This is a genomic window from Nocardia sp. NPDC051463 (assembly GCF_040681975.1).
GTDB lineage: Bacteria > Actinomycetota > Actinomycetes > Mycobacteriales > Mycobacteriaceae > Nocardia.
This window is the reverse complement of sequence record NZ_JBFBAB010000056.1, coordinates 1-14,706: the sequence shown is the minus strand read 5'-3', so window position 1 is coordinate 14,706 and position 14,706 is coordinate 1. Positions and strand designations below refer to the sequence as shown.

At 65.5% G+C, this 14,706-nt stretch carries 10 protein-coding genes, 1 pseudogene and 1 riboswitch; of the genes and pseudogenes, 5 read left to right on the top strand and 6 right to left on the bottom strand.

Going from position 1 to position 14,706, the window contains the following annotated elements:
- The first annotated feature begins 555 nt into the window (after nt 1-555).
- A riboswitch (cobalamin riboswitch) is annotated at nt 556-799 on the top strand.
- Between the two features lie 145 nt (nt 800-944).
- The 4 genes from metE to AB0M74_RS34930 all read left to right on the top strand — a co-directional run bounded on the left by metE (nt 945) and on the right by AB0M74_RS34930 (nt 5,233).
- Nucleotides 945-3,212: a 5-methyltetrahydropteroyltriglutamate--homocysteine S-methyltransferase gene (gene metE, locus AB0M74_RS34945; RefSeq protein WP_366530588.1), complete on the top strand. Its 2,268-nt coding sequence runs from the start codon at nt 945-947 to the stop codon at nt 3,210-3,212.
- Between the two features lie 562 nt (nt 3,213-3,774).
- Nucleotides 3,775-4,062: a hypothetical protein gene (locus AB0M74_RS34940; protein WP_366530587.1), complete on the top strand. Its 288-nt coding sequence runs from the start codon at nt 3,775-3,777 to the stop codon at nt 4,060-4,062.
- 70 nt (nt 4,063-4,132) lie between these two features.
- The gene (locus AB0M74_RS34935; protein WP_366530586.1) at nt 4,133-4,492 is read left to right on the top strand and encodes a hypothetical protein; all 360 of its coding nucleotides are present in this window, start codon (nt 4,133-4,135) and stop codon (nt 4,490-4,492) included.
- Nucleotides 4,493-4,681: 189 nt separating this feature from the next.
- Nucleotides 4,682-5,233: a hypothetical protein gene (locus AB0M74_RS34930; protein ID WP_366530585.1), complete on the top strand. Its 552-nt coding sequence runs from the start codon at nt 4,682-4,684 to the stop codon at nt 5,231-5,233.
- Nucleotides 5,234-5,252: 19 nt separating this feature from the next.
- Here the strand turns inward: AB0M74_RS34930 and AB0M74_RS34925 are convergent, their stop codons facing one another.
- From AB0M74_RS34925 to AB0M74_RS34910, 4 genes are all read right to left on the bottom strand, one after another.
- Nucleotides 5,253-7,796, bottom strand: a complete 2,544-nt coding sequence (locus tag AB0M74_RS34925; protein WP_366530584.1) for a hypothetical protein — start codon at nt 7,794-7,796, stop codon at nt 5,253-5,255.
- A 42-nt stretch (nt 7,797-7,838) separates the two neighbouring features.
- On the bottom strand, nt 7,839-9,305 hold the full coding sequence (locus tag AB0M74_RS34920) for a LuxR C-terminal-related transcriptional regulator (RefSeq protein ID WP_366530583.1): 1,467 nt from the start codon (nt 9,303-9,305) through the stop codon (nt 7,839-7,841).
- Between the two features lie 58 nt (nt 9,306-9,363).
- The gene (locus tag AB0M74_RS34915) at nt 9,364-9,954 is read right to left on the bottom strand and encodes a dihydrofolate reductase family protein (protein ID WP_366530582.1); all 591 of its coding nucleotides are present in this window, start codon (nt 9,952-9,954) and stop codon (nt 9,364-9,366) included.
- Nucleotides 9,955-10,319: 365 nt separating this feature from the next.
- On the bottom strand, nt 10,320-11,066 hold the full coding sequence (locus AB0M74_RS34910; protein ID WP_366530581.1) for a MerR family transcriptional regulator: 747 nt from the start codon (nt 11,064-11,066) through the stop codon (nt 10,320-10,322).
- A 168-nt stretch (nt 11,067-11,234) separates the two neighbouring features.
- Between AB0M74_RS34910 and AB0M74_RS34905 the strand changes: the two genes are divergently transcribed.
- On the top strand, nt 11,235-11,603 hold the full coding sequence (locus tag AB0M74_RS34905; protein ID WP_366530580.1) for a DUF1707 domain-containing protein: 369 nt from the start codon (nt 11,235-11,237) through the stop codon (nt 11,601-11,603).
- Here the strand turns inward: AB0M74_RS34905 and AB0M74_RS34900 are convergent.
- Together AB0M74_RS34900 and AB0M74_RS34895 are read right to left on the bottom strand one after the other, a co-directional pair.
- The gene (locus tag AB0M74_RS34900; protein WP_366530579.1) at nt 11,600-13,915 is read right to left on the bottom strand and encodes a tetratricopeptide repeat protein; all 2,316 of its coding nucleotides are present in this window, start codon (nt 13,913-13,915) and stop codon (nt 11,600-11,602) included. The genes AB0M74_RS34905 and AB0M74_RS34900 overlap by 4 nt on opposite strands.
- Nucleotides 13,916-14,173: 258 nt before the next feature.
- Nucleotides 14,174-14,706, bottom strand: a pseudogene (locus AB0M74_RS34895) (L-asparagine permease); the annotation flags it as partial.

The window sequence follows — 14,706 nt, the reverse complement described above, 5'->3', positions numbered from 1 at the left end:
CGGCGCGTGCGCTTCGACGGCTCGGAAGCGAGACGGGCCGCGAACTCTAGTGCTCGGTCTCGCTGCGCTCGGAAGACATCATCGTGCCGAGTGGGGGCGTCGGCAGCTGAACTGGCCGATACAAAACAACTCCACTGCCGGACCCAACCCACACAGAACAGCCAAGTTGGGGCGTGATGGCGAGGTCGCGACTTCGGTAGGTGCGACTCGGCTGGTGCGAAGACAGGACGGGCCGCGAACTCCCGGGCTGGTCTCGCGATGTTCGCTCCAGCGCTATCACTGCCCTCGTCGAGACATCATCGTGTGGAGCTGGTCGGTTGGTGGGGTTATTCGCGACTTCCGTGGGTGCGCTGGGCTGGTGTCGGACGCGGTCGCGAAACCCAGTGCTGGGTCTGGCTGCTGTGGACGGCGTCATCGTCCCGAAGGGCGCGTCGGTAGCGGGCTTGGGTTTCTGCGCAGCCTGTGCTGCGCGAGGGTGCGGGATGCGCTGCCCTATGCTGGTTGGTGCAGCTGGTTCGCTGGTGCGCAGACGAGATGGAGCCCCGACGTCGCGTGCTGGAGTCGAAGCTCGCGGACCCGAATGCCGGGTGCGCGGGTGAAGAGGGAACCCGGTGAGAATCCGGGACTGTCCCGCAGCGGTATGCAGGAACGACCGCCGTCACAGGCACTGAGTTCAACGGGCGATCTGCCCCTCGACTTGGGAAGCGACGGCCAGTAGGTGAGCCCCGGCGCAGGCCGGGGTCGGCCAGAAGGCCCGTGCCCGCAAGTCCGAAGACCTGCCAGCCGTGCCGGATACGCCGTATCCGGCGGCCACCGCCTCGTGGATTGGGCGCGCGGACCACCAGTGCGACGTGTCGGGCTCTCCTGTCGGTTTTTCGGCATGTCTCTTGGTTTCCGTGTGCTCGTAGGGCGTCTGGCTCTCGACTCAGCACTGGAGAAACATCGTGACTGTTTCACATCACACACCGTTCACCGCAACGGTTCTCGGCCTGCCGCGGGTGGGGCCGCACCGTGAGCTCAAGCGCGCCACCGAGTCCTATTGGGCCGGGCGCATCGACGCCGAGCAACTGCACGCCGTCGCTCGCGATCTGCGGCGCACCCAGCTCACCGAACTACAGGCCGCAGGGCTCGACTCGATTCCGGTCGGGACATTCTCCTATTACGACCAGGTGCTCGACACCGCCACGCTGCTCGGTGCCCTGCCGCCGCGGGTGGCAGGCATCGCCGATCCGCTGGACCGCTATTTCGCCGCCGCACGCGGCACGGACACGGTCGAGCCGCTGGAGATGACCAAGTGGTTCGACACCAACTACCACTACCTGGTACCGGAAATCGGTGCAGACACCGCATTTGCACTGCATCCCGAGCAGCTGCTCGAGCAATTGCACGAAGCCCTCGATCTGGGGACGCAGGCACGACCGGTCGTCATCGGCCCGGTCACCTTCCTGAAACTGGCCAAGACGACCGGCGGCGCGGCGCTGGATCGGATCGGCGAGCTCGTTCCCCTCTACCGTGAGCTGCTGCGGCTGCTGGCTGCAGCGGGAGCCGAGTGGGTGCAGATCGACGAACCCATCACGGTCACCGATCTGACCGCCGACGAAATCGAGCTGGTGCGATCCACCTACGCCGAACTGTCGGCGGCACCGAACCGTCCGGCGATCCTGGTGGCCACCTACTTCGGTAAGCCAGGCGCTGCCCTCGCCGCGCTGGCGGGCACCGAGATCGAGGGCATCGCACTCGATGTCACCGCGCCGACCGATCTCTCGGAGGTGGTCACGGTACCGGCGTTGGCAGGCAAGCTGCTGGTCGCCGGTGTGGTCGACGGCCGCAATGTCTGGCGAACCGACCTTGATCGCGCGCTGGCCACCCTCGGCACCCTGCTGGGATCCGCGGCGACGGTGGCGGTGTCGAGCTCCTGCTCGCTGCTGCATGTGCCCTACGCCCTCGACACCGAAACCGGCCTGGACAAACAGCTGCGGTCCTGGCTGGCCTTCGGTGCGGAAAAGGTCACCGAGGTGCGGGTGCTCGCCACCGCGCTGAAGGAGGGCCCGCAGGCCATCGCCACCGAGTTGGCCACGGTCCGTGCGGCCTTGCAGACACGCCGAGCCGATCCCCGGATCGACAATCCACAGGTGCGTGCCAGGCTGACCGCGCTCGGCCCGGACGCCGTCCGGCGCGCGCCCGCCGAGCAACGTCGGGTACTACAGGCCGAACGGTTGCAGTTGCCGTCGCTGCCGACCACCACGATCGGCTCCTACCCGCAGACCTCCGCGATCCGGCTGGCCCGCGCGGCGCTGCGCGCCGGCGAGATCGATCAGGCGGAGTATATCCGCAGGATGCAGGCCGAGATCGCGGATGTCGTTGCACTGCAAGAGAATCTGGGATTGGACGTGCTCGTGCACGGCGAGCCCGAGCGCAACGACATGGTGCAGTATTTCGCCGAACAGTTGGACGGATTCGCCGCCACCGAGGCGGGCTGGGTGCAGTCCTACGGCACCCGCTGCGTGCGGCCGCCGATCTTGTATGGCGATGTGGCACGCCGCGCTCCGATGACCGTCGACTGGATCACCTACGCCCAAGCCCTCACCGACAAGCCGGTCAAAGGCATGCTCACCGGCCCGGTGACGATCCTGGCCTGGTCTTTCGTGCGCGACGACCAACCGCTTGCCGATTCGGCACGCCAAGTGGCGCTGGCAATCCGGGACGAGACGGTGGACCTGCAGACCGCAGGCATCCGCATCGTCCAGGTCGACGAACCCGCGCTGCGGGAGCTGTTGCCGCTGCGGGCCGCCGATCAGCAGGCCTACCTCGACTGGTCGGTGCAGGCTTTCCGGTTGGCGACCTCAGGCGTTTCGGATGCGACCCAGATCCACACCCATCTCTGCTATTCGGAGTTCGGTGAGGTCATCGATGCGATCGCAGGCCTCGACGCCGACGTGACGTCGATCGAGGCGGCCCGTTCCCATATGGAGGTGCTCGACGATCTCAACACCGCGGGCTTCGATCTCGGTGTCGGCCCCGGCGTCTACGACATCCACTCGCCGCGGGTACCGAGCGTCGACGAGATCACCACCGCCCTGCGGGCGGCGCTGAAAGCTGTTCCCGCCGAAAGACTCTGGGTCAATCCGGACTGCGGATTGAAGACCAGGGGACCGGTCGAGGTCGAAGCGTCGCTGCGCAATATGGTCGCCGCCGCGGCCGCCGTCCGCTGATCTATACGGCGTATCTAATGCGTTCGCAATAATGCGTTCGCAGCGAATCCCTTACTCCCTCCGGAACTCCGGAGGGAGTAAGGACCCGACGAAGAAATAGCTTTACCGAATTACCCATGGCCCGAGCCCGATTCGGGGCCCTGCCATGGCCGCTGCCGACGCGCCGAGTAGCGCTCACACACCTCTCCGGCCCGCAGTACCGGCCGCAACCGCGACTTTGCGCCTATCCCACGCCGCCACGCGGTATGACATCCCGGGCAACGCTCCATGTGCACCCCTCCTCGCACGATCGAAACCTCTCGAATCTCTTTGTTGTCTTCGACGCGCGCGCACCCGATCGGGTTCCCCTCTTCGCGACAGGTTTCGGATTGCCAGGGCCAGTCGGCCGCCGACCCCTCCGCGAAACGTCGGCGAAACCTGTTCGCAACTGCGATTTCCCAACAGAAACCTCTAGACATCCATCGGACCGTCGATTAATGTGACGTTATATAGCGGCACGATAGACAGTGAGTCGCTAGCCGGGGATTCCCGGGCGATCCAGAGATCGTGAAGGACGCAAACGATGACCAGGACCAACCCACAGCGACGGGCCACTAAAGCCCTGCTCCGCCTGCTGATCGTGAGCGCAACGGTGGCGACCCCTGCGGTGCTGATGCCCGCGCAGGTTCTAGCCCAGCCCGGCCCTGCCGTTTCGACGGTGCGGACCGAATCCCCCAGCCACCACGGACGTGACAAATCGGGAAGCAATTCGCAGCGACACCGCAGGCGCGACGAGGAGAACCAACGTCGCCAGAACTGCGGAACGCAATTCATTCCCGGCCCGCTCTTCTGCGGCATTTTCACTAACTGACCAGCGAAACGCCAGTTAGCCCCAGACCTCACCAGCTTGATTACAGCTCGAAATCGAATGGAGAAATCCAATGACCACCAATATCAACACCCGCCGCCTGCTGACCTGCGCCGCCATCGTCGGCGCGATCACCACCGCCGGTGCGGGTATGGCATCCGCAGTGCCCGGTGACCATTCCGGTGGCGGGTCGGGCCGCGGCGGTTCCTACAGCTCCGGCGATTCGACCGGCGCGCATCACATCGACCCCATGGGTTACCACCACAGCGAAAACAATCCGCTCCGCGCAGAAGCCGAAGAAGACGCCCGCACCGAATACCACCAGCGCCACAATCAGAACCAGACCGGCAACAATGCCCGCACCTACCAGGTCCAGGGTTCCGAAAACGGTGGCTGGCAGGTCTGCAAGCCCCAGGCGCGGTACTGCAAATAAGCCGATGCCATTGACCGCCGCCACGGAGTCGAACTCCGGCGGCGGTCAATGCTGCGGTGTCGACTGACGATTTCTCCATACCCCCCAGCGAACGTGCCGCTACTCAGCGGCACATTGCAAGACGAGTGAACTACCCGGATAGCCCGAGCGACGTCGGCTGATGGGACAGACGACGAAAGAGAGAAGCCGATGTTCACAAAGAGCGGACGTGAGAAGGCCACGTCGATGTGTAGAGATCGGGGCCCTTCGAAGGCCAAGACACTGGCTGTACTCGCCATCACCGCGGTGACGGCAGGCGGCATCGGTGTCGGCGCGGGAGCCGCCGCGGCCGAGCCCGCCGTGCCGTGCCGGTGGGCGGGCGACACCTACCCCCAGGGCATGTCCGTGAATGCGGGCGGCTGGAGCTTCACCTGCCGATCGGATGGCTTCGGCGGCCCCAATTGGGTTCGCGGACATGCGGTCAACGGGCACAGCACCGTCCACAACCCCGGTGCGTACACGAACCCCGCCGGTCTGTTCAGTCCGGGCGCACGGCAGCCGGGCACCTCCTACAACGACTATTGCGTCGGCAGTCAGCTGATCGAAGGCGCCGAGGACGTGTACCAGGTCGTCGTAGACCGAAACGGCTTCGCGTACTGGAAGGCCGCAGAGTCGATCGACATGTGGACCTTCGATGGGGGCACCGGGCCGCAGCGGTCGTGGCGGTCCGCCAGCCTCTGCTACGACGGCAACCTGGCCTAGTAGATCTCGGGAACCGTGTTCAGGGACGTGCCGGGGACCTCGCGGGCCGCTGCTCGGATTCGAGCCGAATACGCTCGCTGAGGTCACCCGGCACGTGCCACATGATGTCCGCGCGGGTGGCCGCCATCAGTTTGCGACGGATGGCCACGACCTGGGCATCGACTGTTCGAATGGAACTGCCGCGACGCGCGGCGATCGCGCTGTTGGCCCAGCCCGCAGCCGCGAGAACCGCGACGTCGCGCTCCGCGGGCGAGAGCTCCTGCCAGCGTGAGGCAGGCGCACGCGCCGCGTGGACATCGGTAGGCAGCTCTTCGATGGTGAACCTGCCGAGCATGAACCGTTGCAACTCATCGTGTTCCGGCCGCATGCGCGCGCCACGGCGAGCAGCCGCCGTGTAATCCGCCGTGCCGAGAATCGAGGTCGCTACCGCGACCGCGTGTTCGGTCCCGTGAGCCACCAGCGTCACCCGCTCGGAGGCAACGCCCATCGATCGGTGCAAAGTGGCGATACCGCCTTGGAGATAGGCGATTTCGGTCGCCGCCGCGCGCAGCTCGGCACGACTGCCATCCCGCCCGCCGATCCTGGCGGACAAAATGTAGGTCAGTGCCATCATGCTGAAGTGGATGATCCAGCCGGCAGTCCAACGATCACCCGAGATCAGCAAACGTTCCAGTGCCCCGCGACCGATCTCCAGCGCATCGCGCGGATCGCCGTGCCTCGAGACCGCGATCAACCACGCCACCTCTCCCCAGGAGATGGCCCATTGGGAATCACTCGTGATAGCCCGATCGAGATGCTCCCGGGCGGCGCTGAGCGCTTGCTCGGCATCACTCAGGTTTGCACACGACAGCGCCGCGAACAGTTCGCTGCGCTGTACCCCGCTCGAGTCGTCGACCGCGGCGAACTTCCTACTCGCCCGGGTCAGTACCTCGATGGCTCTCGGGTCGCGGTGCATGAGCAGCAGCTCGATGCCCCAGGTGAATTCCACGGGGGCAGGCAAGCCGATATCTTCGAGCGCCGTCTCGCGCCAGTTCTGTCGCAGCGCCGGATCGGATAGGCATTCGACCGCGCACTCGTCCAGCAGCTGCGCGGTATAGGCATGTCTCCCCTGCCAGATTGCCACCCATCCGACCAGCGCGGTCGCGGTGATCCGCAGCTGCGTCGGCGGCGGATCGACCTGCCTGATGGCTTCGAGGGCTTGTTCGGTGATGCCTCCGATGGCGCGGTTGGCACCGGTGATGAACGGAATGCGCAGCGCCATGAGAATGGCGGCGGTCTCCAGTCCGATGACGGCCTCGGTGGGTTCGACGAGGCTAGTTTCGATGCTCAGCAGGATGTTGCACCACGCAGTACGCGCCCAGTCGAGCCAGTCTTTTTCGTGCGGGCCGTACCACGTGGCCTGGCCCGCGGCGACTTTGTCCCGGTAGTAGCGCCGATGGCGGGCAAGCAGCCGCGCTTCGTCCATGCCGTCACGGCGCTGGGACAGTCTGTCCCGCACGAATACCCCGACGCTTTCCAGCAGGTAGTACCGGACCATGGTCGGCTCGATGCGGACCGAAACCAACGACCGCTCCGCCAGTCGTTCGAGCAATGGCTCGATCTCTTGCGCCGGTAGGGACTTGTCCGCGCAGACCGCGATAATGGCCTCGGACTCCGCTCCGCTGCCGAGCAGTTCGGCACCGTCACTGTCGCACCCGGTCACGAACACCGACATTCGGTCGAGCAAGAGTTGTTCGCCCGCGGTGCACAGTCCATACGACCAGGCGATCACATCCCGCACGCTGCGGTGCCGTTCCTCGGTCCCGAGTCGGGCGCCATTGGACCATTGCATGCGCCGGTCACCGGTGTCGCCGGTGAGTTCACGCAGCACGATGATGGGCGGCCGATGCAGCAGCCGTGCCGCCGCCAGCCGGATGAACAACGGATTGTTGTCCACGTGCCAGCAGATCTGCTTGGCGACGGCGAGTTCCTCCGGATTGTCGGAAATCGGCCGGCCTGTGAGCTCCGCACGCCGCCGGAACAGCTCGAGTGCATGACCGGACGACATCGGCGGGACCGTCACGATGTGCTCGTCGATCCATCCCACCGGTTCTCGGCTGGTCGCGATGATGGTCAAACTCGGCACGGCTTCCAGCAGACCGACGATCAACGGGCCGACTCCCGCGAGCACATGCTCGCAGTTGTCCAGCACCAATATCGTCCGATGGCTGCCCGCGATATGACCACCGGTGAATGTCTCCACCAGACCGTCCCAGGCCGACCTGGCGGCAATATCTGCCGTCACGACCGACTGCACGACCTCTTCGGCGACGACGCCCGCATCGGCGCCCGCCGCTAGCCGGGACAGCCGTGTCCAATAGACCGTGTGGTTGGGCGTCGGCCGAAATCGGCGCAACGCTTCGGTCGCCAACGTGGTCTTACCGATTCCACCCGGTCCGGCCAGGGTGATGAGTCGCGCGGTCGCGGAAGCCAGCAGAGTGCCGATCCGCTGCAACTCGGTGTGCCTGCCGACGAACTCATGCGCCGCGGCGGGAACTTCATCGCCGGGTCTCACTGCAGACATCCTTGCTCACCTATCGATTTCGAGGCCACATGTAGCAGTAGCCTATCGATAACGAGCAACTCTACTGGTGCGGCGTGGCCTGCGTTCGGATTCGTGCCGAACGCGCTCCGCAAGTTCCTCGGGAATATGGCGAGCGATCTCGTTGCGCGAGGCGATCATCAGCTTCTGTCTGATGGTCGCGACCTGGGCGTCGACAGTCCGGACCGAGCTGTGGCGACGGACGGCGATCGCGCTGTTGGGCCAGCCGGCCGCGGCGAACACCGCCACGTCGCGCTCTGCCTGGGACAACTCGCTCCACAACGAGGGTGTGTGCGCCGGCCGCGGCACCGGCAGCGGCCGCGAAACCTCAACCACACTTCGGATCTCCTGACCGACCGAGTCGATCCATGATTTGTCCGCCGGACTGTGCCACCCGACATGCCCGGCGGCGACCTTGTCACAGAAGTAGCGGCGGTGCCGCGCGGACAGCAGTTCCGCTGCCGCACGATCGCGGTGATGTAACCGGTCGCGCGCGAAGACTTGCACGCTTTCCACCAGATACCAGCTCATCGCGGTCGGGGTGAGGTGCACCGACAGCAGTGACCGTTCGGTCAGACGTTCGAGCAAATGTTCGATCTCGCCCGCGGGGAGAATATCGTCCGCGCACACCGCGATCACGGCGTCGAGTTCGATACCTCGGTGCGGCGATTCGCCGTCGTCGGTCTGATGGCCTGCCGCGAAGATCGATAGCCGCTCGAGCAGTAATTGTTCCCGCACACTACACAGTGCGAAGGACCAGGCCAGCACGTCGTACACTCCGCGGTGCCGTGCTTCGGTGCCGGCCCGTGCGCCGTGGGTCCACCGCAGTCGCTTGTCGTCGGCGCCGCCGCTGAGTTCGCGCAGCACCATCGCGGGCGGCTGATGACGCAGCCGCGCCGCGGCCAACCGGATGAACAGCGGATTGTGATCGGCGCGGCGGCAGATCCGCGCGGCGACGGCGAGCTGTTGGGGTTCATCCGGAATCACCCACCCGACGAGTTCGGCTCGTTGCCTGAACAATTCGAGTGACTGCACCGGTGACAGCGGCGGCACTGTCACGATGTACTCGTCGACCCAGCCGATCGGCTCCCTGCTGGTGGCCAGAATCGTCAGCCCCGGCGCCGCCGCGAGCAGATCAGCGATCAGCGGGCCGACCGCACCGAGCAGATGCTCACAGTTGTCCAGCACCAGGATCGCTCGATCCGCGGAATACTCGCTGCCGCCGCCGAAAGTGCATACCGCCGACTGCACGACGTCCTGCGCCGTGGCTCGGCAATCGCCTTCCAGTTCGGCGAGGCCGGCCCAGTACACCAGGTGGCTCCTGGCGCGATGCACGCGGCGCACGAACTCTCCCACCAAGCGCGTCTTGCCGATGCCACCCGGCCCTACCAGCGTGATCAGCCGTGCCCCGCCAGCCAGCAAGCCACCTAGTCGGTCCAATTCCACTTGACGGCCGACGAATTCACTGGCGGGTGCCTGTACCAGGGACATAGGACGAAAGTTAGCCGAATCAACGCGAACGCGCTGGAAATTTCAGGTTACCGGGGTGCTACGCAGACCGACATATCGTCGTATGAGCAGGCTGCTGGTAGTGCATCTGCACGACGGCACTGTCGAAGGTCATCACGTCGACAAGCTGCAGATCCGCCATCGCAGCGGGCGCCGGGAACAGCGGCACACCGCCACCCAAGACGAGCGGGTGCACGAACAGCCGGTACTCATCGATCAGTTCGTGCCGCATGAAGGCCGAAGCCGTCTCGGCACCGCCGAACAGAACCATGTTGCAGTCCTGCTGGTCTCGCAGTGCGCATATCTCGTCGACCATGCCGTCGCGCACGACTCGCGTGTTCCAGTCCGCGCTGCGTAGGCTGCGCGAGATGACTAGCTTCGGTGTCTGTTTCCAGCAGCGTGCGAAGTCGACATAGAACTCGGATATCGCCGGATCTCCGTCGGCCGTCGGCCAGAACGATGCCATGATCTCGTAGGTCTTGCGTCCGTAGATGAACAGATCAGCCGCGCGAAGCTCATCGAGAAACGATTCGCACAACTCCTCGTCCACCATCGGCCAGTGGATCTCCTGATCCGGCCCCTCCGCAAAGCCGTCGAGCGACATCTGCATCCACAGTGTCACGCTTCCCATACCCAACCCATCTGCTGCCCTCGTGCCGAAGTCAGATTGTGGTGGGGAATGAGGGCAGCGCGCATCGGTAGATTAACTCACGACATACCTAAGTAGGTCGTGAGTGATTACACGACCTACTGCGCAGGATGGCCGCCGACCTGCTCGATCGGCCCATCAGGGCGTGGCACAGAACCTCGAGGATGATGCGGGTTCGGGGTGTTTCGCCTAGCCGAATAGCATTCCGGCCCAGCGATTCTCGCTCCGCGGACGGCTCCGATGCCGTCGCTGCCTGCCAGCAAACATACCGCTGTTTAACGGCACGTTACGGGTCAGTATCTTCAGGCGTGGGAATAGTGGGCATCGAAGTGGACATTTTCGACCGGTCAGGCCTTCGACAGCACCTCAGAGATTTCGGCGTCCTGGTCGAGATGCCGCGCCACGAACAGCGTCACGAGCTCTGCAGTCGCCTCGCCCGACATGCTCGTGGTCGCAGCAAGGCGGTCGGCGAACTCGGCCCGGTCGGCCGAATTCTTTTCGGACTGCTGGAACTTCGCAAAGGTCGTGCGACGGAACAGATCGACGAAACGTCGGGCAATGCGGTCGGTATCGGCCCGCAGCTTCTCGAGTTCGTCGAGCACCTCGGCGGCGGGAACGCCTGCCACGCCGAGCTTCTCGACGATCCGAGCCAGCCTGCGGTCGGCCAGCCGGTAGTTTTCGGCGTCCACGGGCTCATAGAGGCCCGCTGTGACCACGCGGGCGAGTCCGTTGGGCACCTCGTGGTAGCGCTCGGCAAGCTCCGTCGCCGCGATGGTTTCACCCGCCTCCGGAAGCTCCTCGGCAACCTTCGACGCCGCCGCATCGGGCTCGATGACACCGAGGATGTCGCCCAGGTCGTCACCACGGTCCCAGGCATCGAGCAATTCCCTGATGCCGTTGAGTTTGATCCCGCGATCCAGCAGCCGACTGATCGTGCGGACGCGATTGAGATGCTCCGGTCCGTAGAACCCGGTTCGCCCTTTGACCTGGGGCGGCGGCAGGACACCACGCTCGTGGTAGACCCGCAGACTCCGCACGGTCGTGCCGGCCTCGCGCGCCAGCTCGTCGATCGTGTATTCAACAGCGGCAGCCATAGTTCAAGGAAACCACACCGAGTCCGCATCGACGGCCGCCACACGGGCCGTTGTGGCCGCTTACATAGCCGCCAGCGACGAATCAGCAAACGCTAGTTCGGTCACAGTCTTCCCGTCCATGGAAAACCACGCCTGCGCAACATTTCCACCTGCGCATATCCTTCCGGAATGGACGACTCTGCGGACTCTAGGGTCGGTGTCGCGGACCGTGAACGCGCGCTGCTGGAACTGTCACACCACCTCGGCTCGGGCAGGCTGGACCTTGCCGAGTTCGACGAACGCAGCGCAGCGGTCACCGCGGCCACCACCAAGACTCAGCTTGCCGAACTGTTCGCCGACCTCCCCGGCAACCTGCCGTCCGCCGTGCCGACCCCGGAGCCGAACCCCATGCGCCGGCTCGTCGTGACCGTCGGAGCGATCGCCGTCCTCGCCCTCGCCCTCGCCCTCGTCACCGGCACCTGGTGGCCGCTGCTGGTGACCTTCGGCGCGCCTGTGGGGCTGGCGCTTGCCGTCCGAACCGGCGCGTTACGGCCCTAGAAGCGGGTCTGCGGCCGGACGTGGTTGGCCAGATCGACGAGCCGGTACCGATGCAGGCGGTGCGGTGCGATACGTGCCAATGCTCGCAGGCTCGTTTCCAGCCCGCCCTGCAGTCCCAGCTCGGTGACCGGGAAGCCGAGAATCATCGAATCGGGCCCGGCCGGTTGCCCGCCCGCCCGCAGCCACTCCAGCGCCGCCCCGACGACGATCACCTGTAGCTGCAGGGCCCGCGGCTCATCCGGCGCCGCATCCAGGCGAGTTGCCGCCTCGGAGAGATCGGCCTGGGTGATGTCGCCAACCGGCCGCGACACCAACAGCAGGCAACCGGTCATCCGCGCGACACTGTGATAGCGCGAGGCAGCCGGTACCTGATCGAGAACGGCAACGGCTTCGAGCAGCGCACCGTCGGCCGCAAGCCTGCGAGCCAGGCCGAATGCCGCACTGACCATTCCGTGGTTGGTCTTCCACACCGTGGCGTAATAGTCCGTCGCGAGCCGGTGCCAGTTCTTGGCCTCGGCGGGCGTATCCAGGTGTTGCAGTGCGAGTTCCGCGGTGGCGGCAAGGGCGAGTGCGGGTGCGAGCTCACCGGGCAGCATGCTGTGCACGAGGTCGAAGTACTCGAAGGCGCGCGCATGCTGGCCCTCCAGCAGCGCCGCGGCCGCGCAATACCAGTCGAGGCGCCAGTCGGCGTTGTAGCGCGGGCGCAGGTCGGCGAGTCGATCGCCGGCCAGCCCCACATCACCGAGGTCGAGGTGGGCGCGGATCGCGGTCAGTGTGCCCTCGAGCTCGAACGACTCCGGCTCCGGGATCGTCCCGGAAACGATGCGGTCGGCCGCCCGGCGCAGCGCGTCCAGCGCCTGTCTCGGATCGCCGTGCAACAGCGTGGACAGCAGCTCAGCGCTCGGGTCCTCGTTGTCCATCAGCGGAACAGGCAGCGCGGCAACGACACTGGGCGCATCGAGGGCAGGCAACCGGTGCCTGCCGTCGGTCATGCCGTCGGTCTGGCCGATGAGCGTTTCGATACCGAAATCGCCACGCATGGAGCCGAATTCGATCGAGGCCTGCGGATGTTCGAGACCGGTCTCGGCCGCCAGCACCATCCGGAGCACGCCGGCGAGCTGGCTGTACATCGAATACGCAGAAGGGAAACGACGCTGTGGATCCAGGTCGGTGGCGCGTTGCAATAGCCGATACAGAGCCAGGTTTCGACGCAGCAGCGGCTGATCTTCCGGAGTCGGCAGGCCCGGCAGGTAGTGACCTTCCTTGTCCTTGGGCAGTTCGAGTATCAGCGCCGCCAGTGTTCGCCCAACGGTGTAGATATCGGAAGCGACAGTGGGGCCGGTGTCGGTGATCTCGGGCGCCTGGTATCCGGGAGTCCCATAGATGCTCCCGTAGGACTCCATCGCGGCGACCGCGCCGAGGTCGATCAGCTTGACCTCGTCCTCACTGACCATGATGTTGTCGGGTTTGAGGTCGTTGTAGGCCAGACCGAACGAGTGCAGATAGTCGAGCGCGGGCAGGATCTCCATCATGAAAGCGATGGCGTCTGGCACCGAAATACGTTCCGGTGCACGCAGATCGAGCATCTTCTTCAGTGATCGGCCACCGACGTATTCCATGACGATGTAGCCGTCTGCGACATCACGCGTCGACCGGTGCTTGACGAAGTTGTGAATCTTGACGATGCCGGGATAGGCCACCTCGGAGAGGAATTGGCGTTCGGCAAGAGCGACGACGTGCGCCTCGAAGTCCAGCGGGTTCTGCAGGCCCTTGAGCACCACCCATCGATCGCTCACATTGCGGTCGATGGCGAGGTAGATCCAGCCGAGTCCACCGTGTGCGAGACTGCCCTGCACCTCGTACTGGCCCGCCACCATCTCCCCCGGCTGCAGCGCCGGTCGGAAATTGAACGGCGAGCCGCAGCGATCGCATTCGCCGACCACCGCGCCCGGTCCGGCCTCGGTGGATCGGCCGACGGGCTGTTGACACTTCCAACAGAATCTTTTGTGTTCAGGGACTTCCGGACGCTCGAGCACCGAGGTCCGCGGATCGAGCGGGCTCACCTGCGGCATCGCGACCAGCCCGTCGCCGAGCCGTCGGACGCTCGGGCGTGATCTGGCGCTGCGGCCGGAAGCGGGCTCGTCGAGCGCGGCCAGCAACGCGCGCTCGGAATCGGTCGTGCGCTCGGTACCGGTCGTGCGGAGCGAGGTGGCGGCTGCCGGAACGGTGCCGGGGGCAGTGGCATTCGAGGTTGCGCCCGGCGCAGGGCGGTTCGCGGGTTTCGACCACGGGTGCGGCAAACGTGCAGGCACCTCGGTTTTGGAGGGTCGCCGAGATGCCCATGGGTGCGGCATCCGTCGTGGCACTTCGGTGCCACGCATACGCCGATTCGCCCATGGGTGCGGTATCGGACGGTCGGAGGCGTTGGGGTGCTCCGGCATGCGAACCTCTCAAACCCACCGTGTAAACGGGGTTTCATTCTGGTCCGCCACCTGTCGACGCGTGCAAGCATTGTTCTCAGCACTGGGAATAAGTCCGCCCCGGGCGTGTCGCCCGGGGCGGATACTGGCTCACTCTTCGTCTGGCTTTTCGAGAACTACCACGGCGTCGTTGGCTGAACGAGCGGCAGGCCGCTCCGCGAGCACCGGGAACTTGCCGGTGTAACCCTCCCGGATCGCCGCGATGCGCAGCACCTGCTTGCGGGCGAGGAACCACCCGCCGACCATCGCGGGCACCACGATGACGGCCATGGCGATCACCGCGCCACGCTGCAACTCGTCATCACTGACGGCCATCAGCACGACCACCGTTACGAGGAACACCAGCGTCGCGTAGCTCGTGTACGGCGCACCCATCAACTGGAACTTCGGCCGCTCCACCTTGCCCTCGCGCGCCCAGCGGTACAGCTTGAGCTGGCAGACGATGATCGCCGTCCACGCCACGATCGTGCCCAGTGCCGACATGTTCAGCACGATCTCGAACGCCTTCTCGGGCACCACCGCGTTGAGGCCGACACCGAACAGTGCGATCGCACCGGTGGCCAGGATGCCGACATAGGGCACACCACCACTGGACATCCGCGACGCGATAGCGGGCGCACTAC

Bases quoted from the DNA above. Each gene is read 5' to 3' on its own strand.
- AB0M74_RS34910 (WP_366530581.1), bottom strand. From the start codon at position 11,066: ATGGCTGCCGCTGTTGAATACACGATCGACGAGCTGGCGCGCGAGGCC.
- AB0M74_RS34935 (WP_366530586.1), top strand. From the start codon at position 4,133: ATGACCACCAATATCAACACCCGCCGCCTGCTGACCTGCGCCGCCATC.
- AB0M74_RS34915 (WP_366530582.1), bottom strand. From the start codon at position 9,954: ATGGGAAGCGTGACACTGTGGATGCAGATGTCGCTCGACGGCTTTGCG.
- AB0M74_RS34925 (WP_366530584.1), bottom strand. From the start codon at position 7,796: ATGTCTGCAGTGAGACCCGGCGATGAAGTTCCCGCCGCGGCGCATGAG.
- AB0M74_RS34930 (WP_366530585.1), top strand. From the start codon at position 4,682: ATGTTCACAAAGAGCGGACGTGAGAAGGCCACGTCGATGTGTAGAGAT.
- AB0M74_RS34920 (WP_366530583.1), bottom strand. From the start codon at position 9,305: ATGTCCCTGGTACAGGCACCCGCCAGTGAATTCGTCGGCCGTCAAGTG.
- AB0M74_RS34905 (WP_366530580.1), top strand. From the start codon at position 11,235: ATGGACGACTCTGCGGACTCTAGGGTCGGTGTCGCGGACCGTGAACGC.
- AB0M74_RS34940 (WP_366530587.1), top strand. From the start codon at position 3,775: ATGACCAGGACCAACCCACAGCGACGGGCCACTAAAGCCCTGCTCCGC.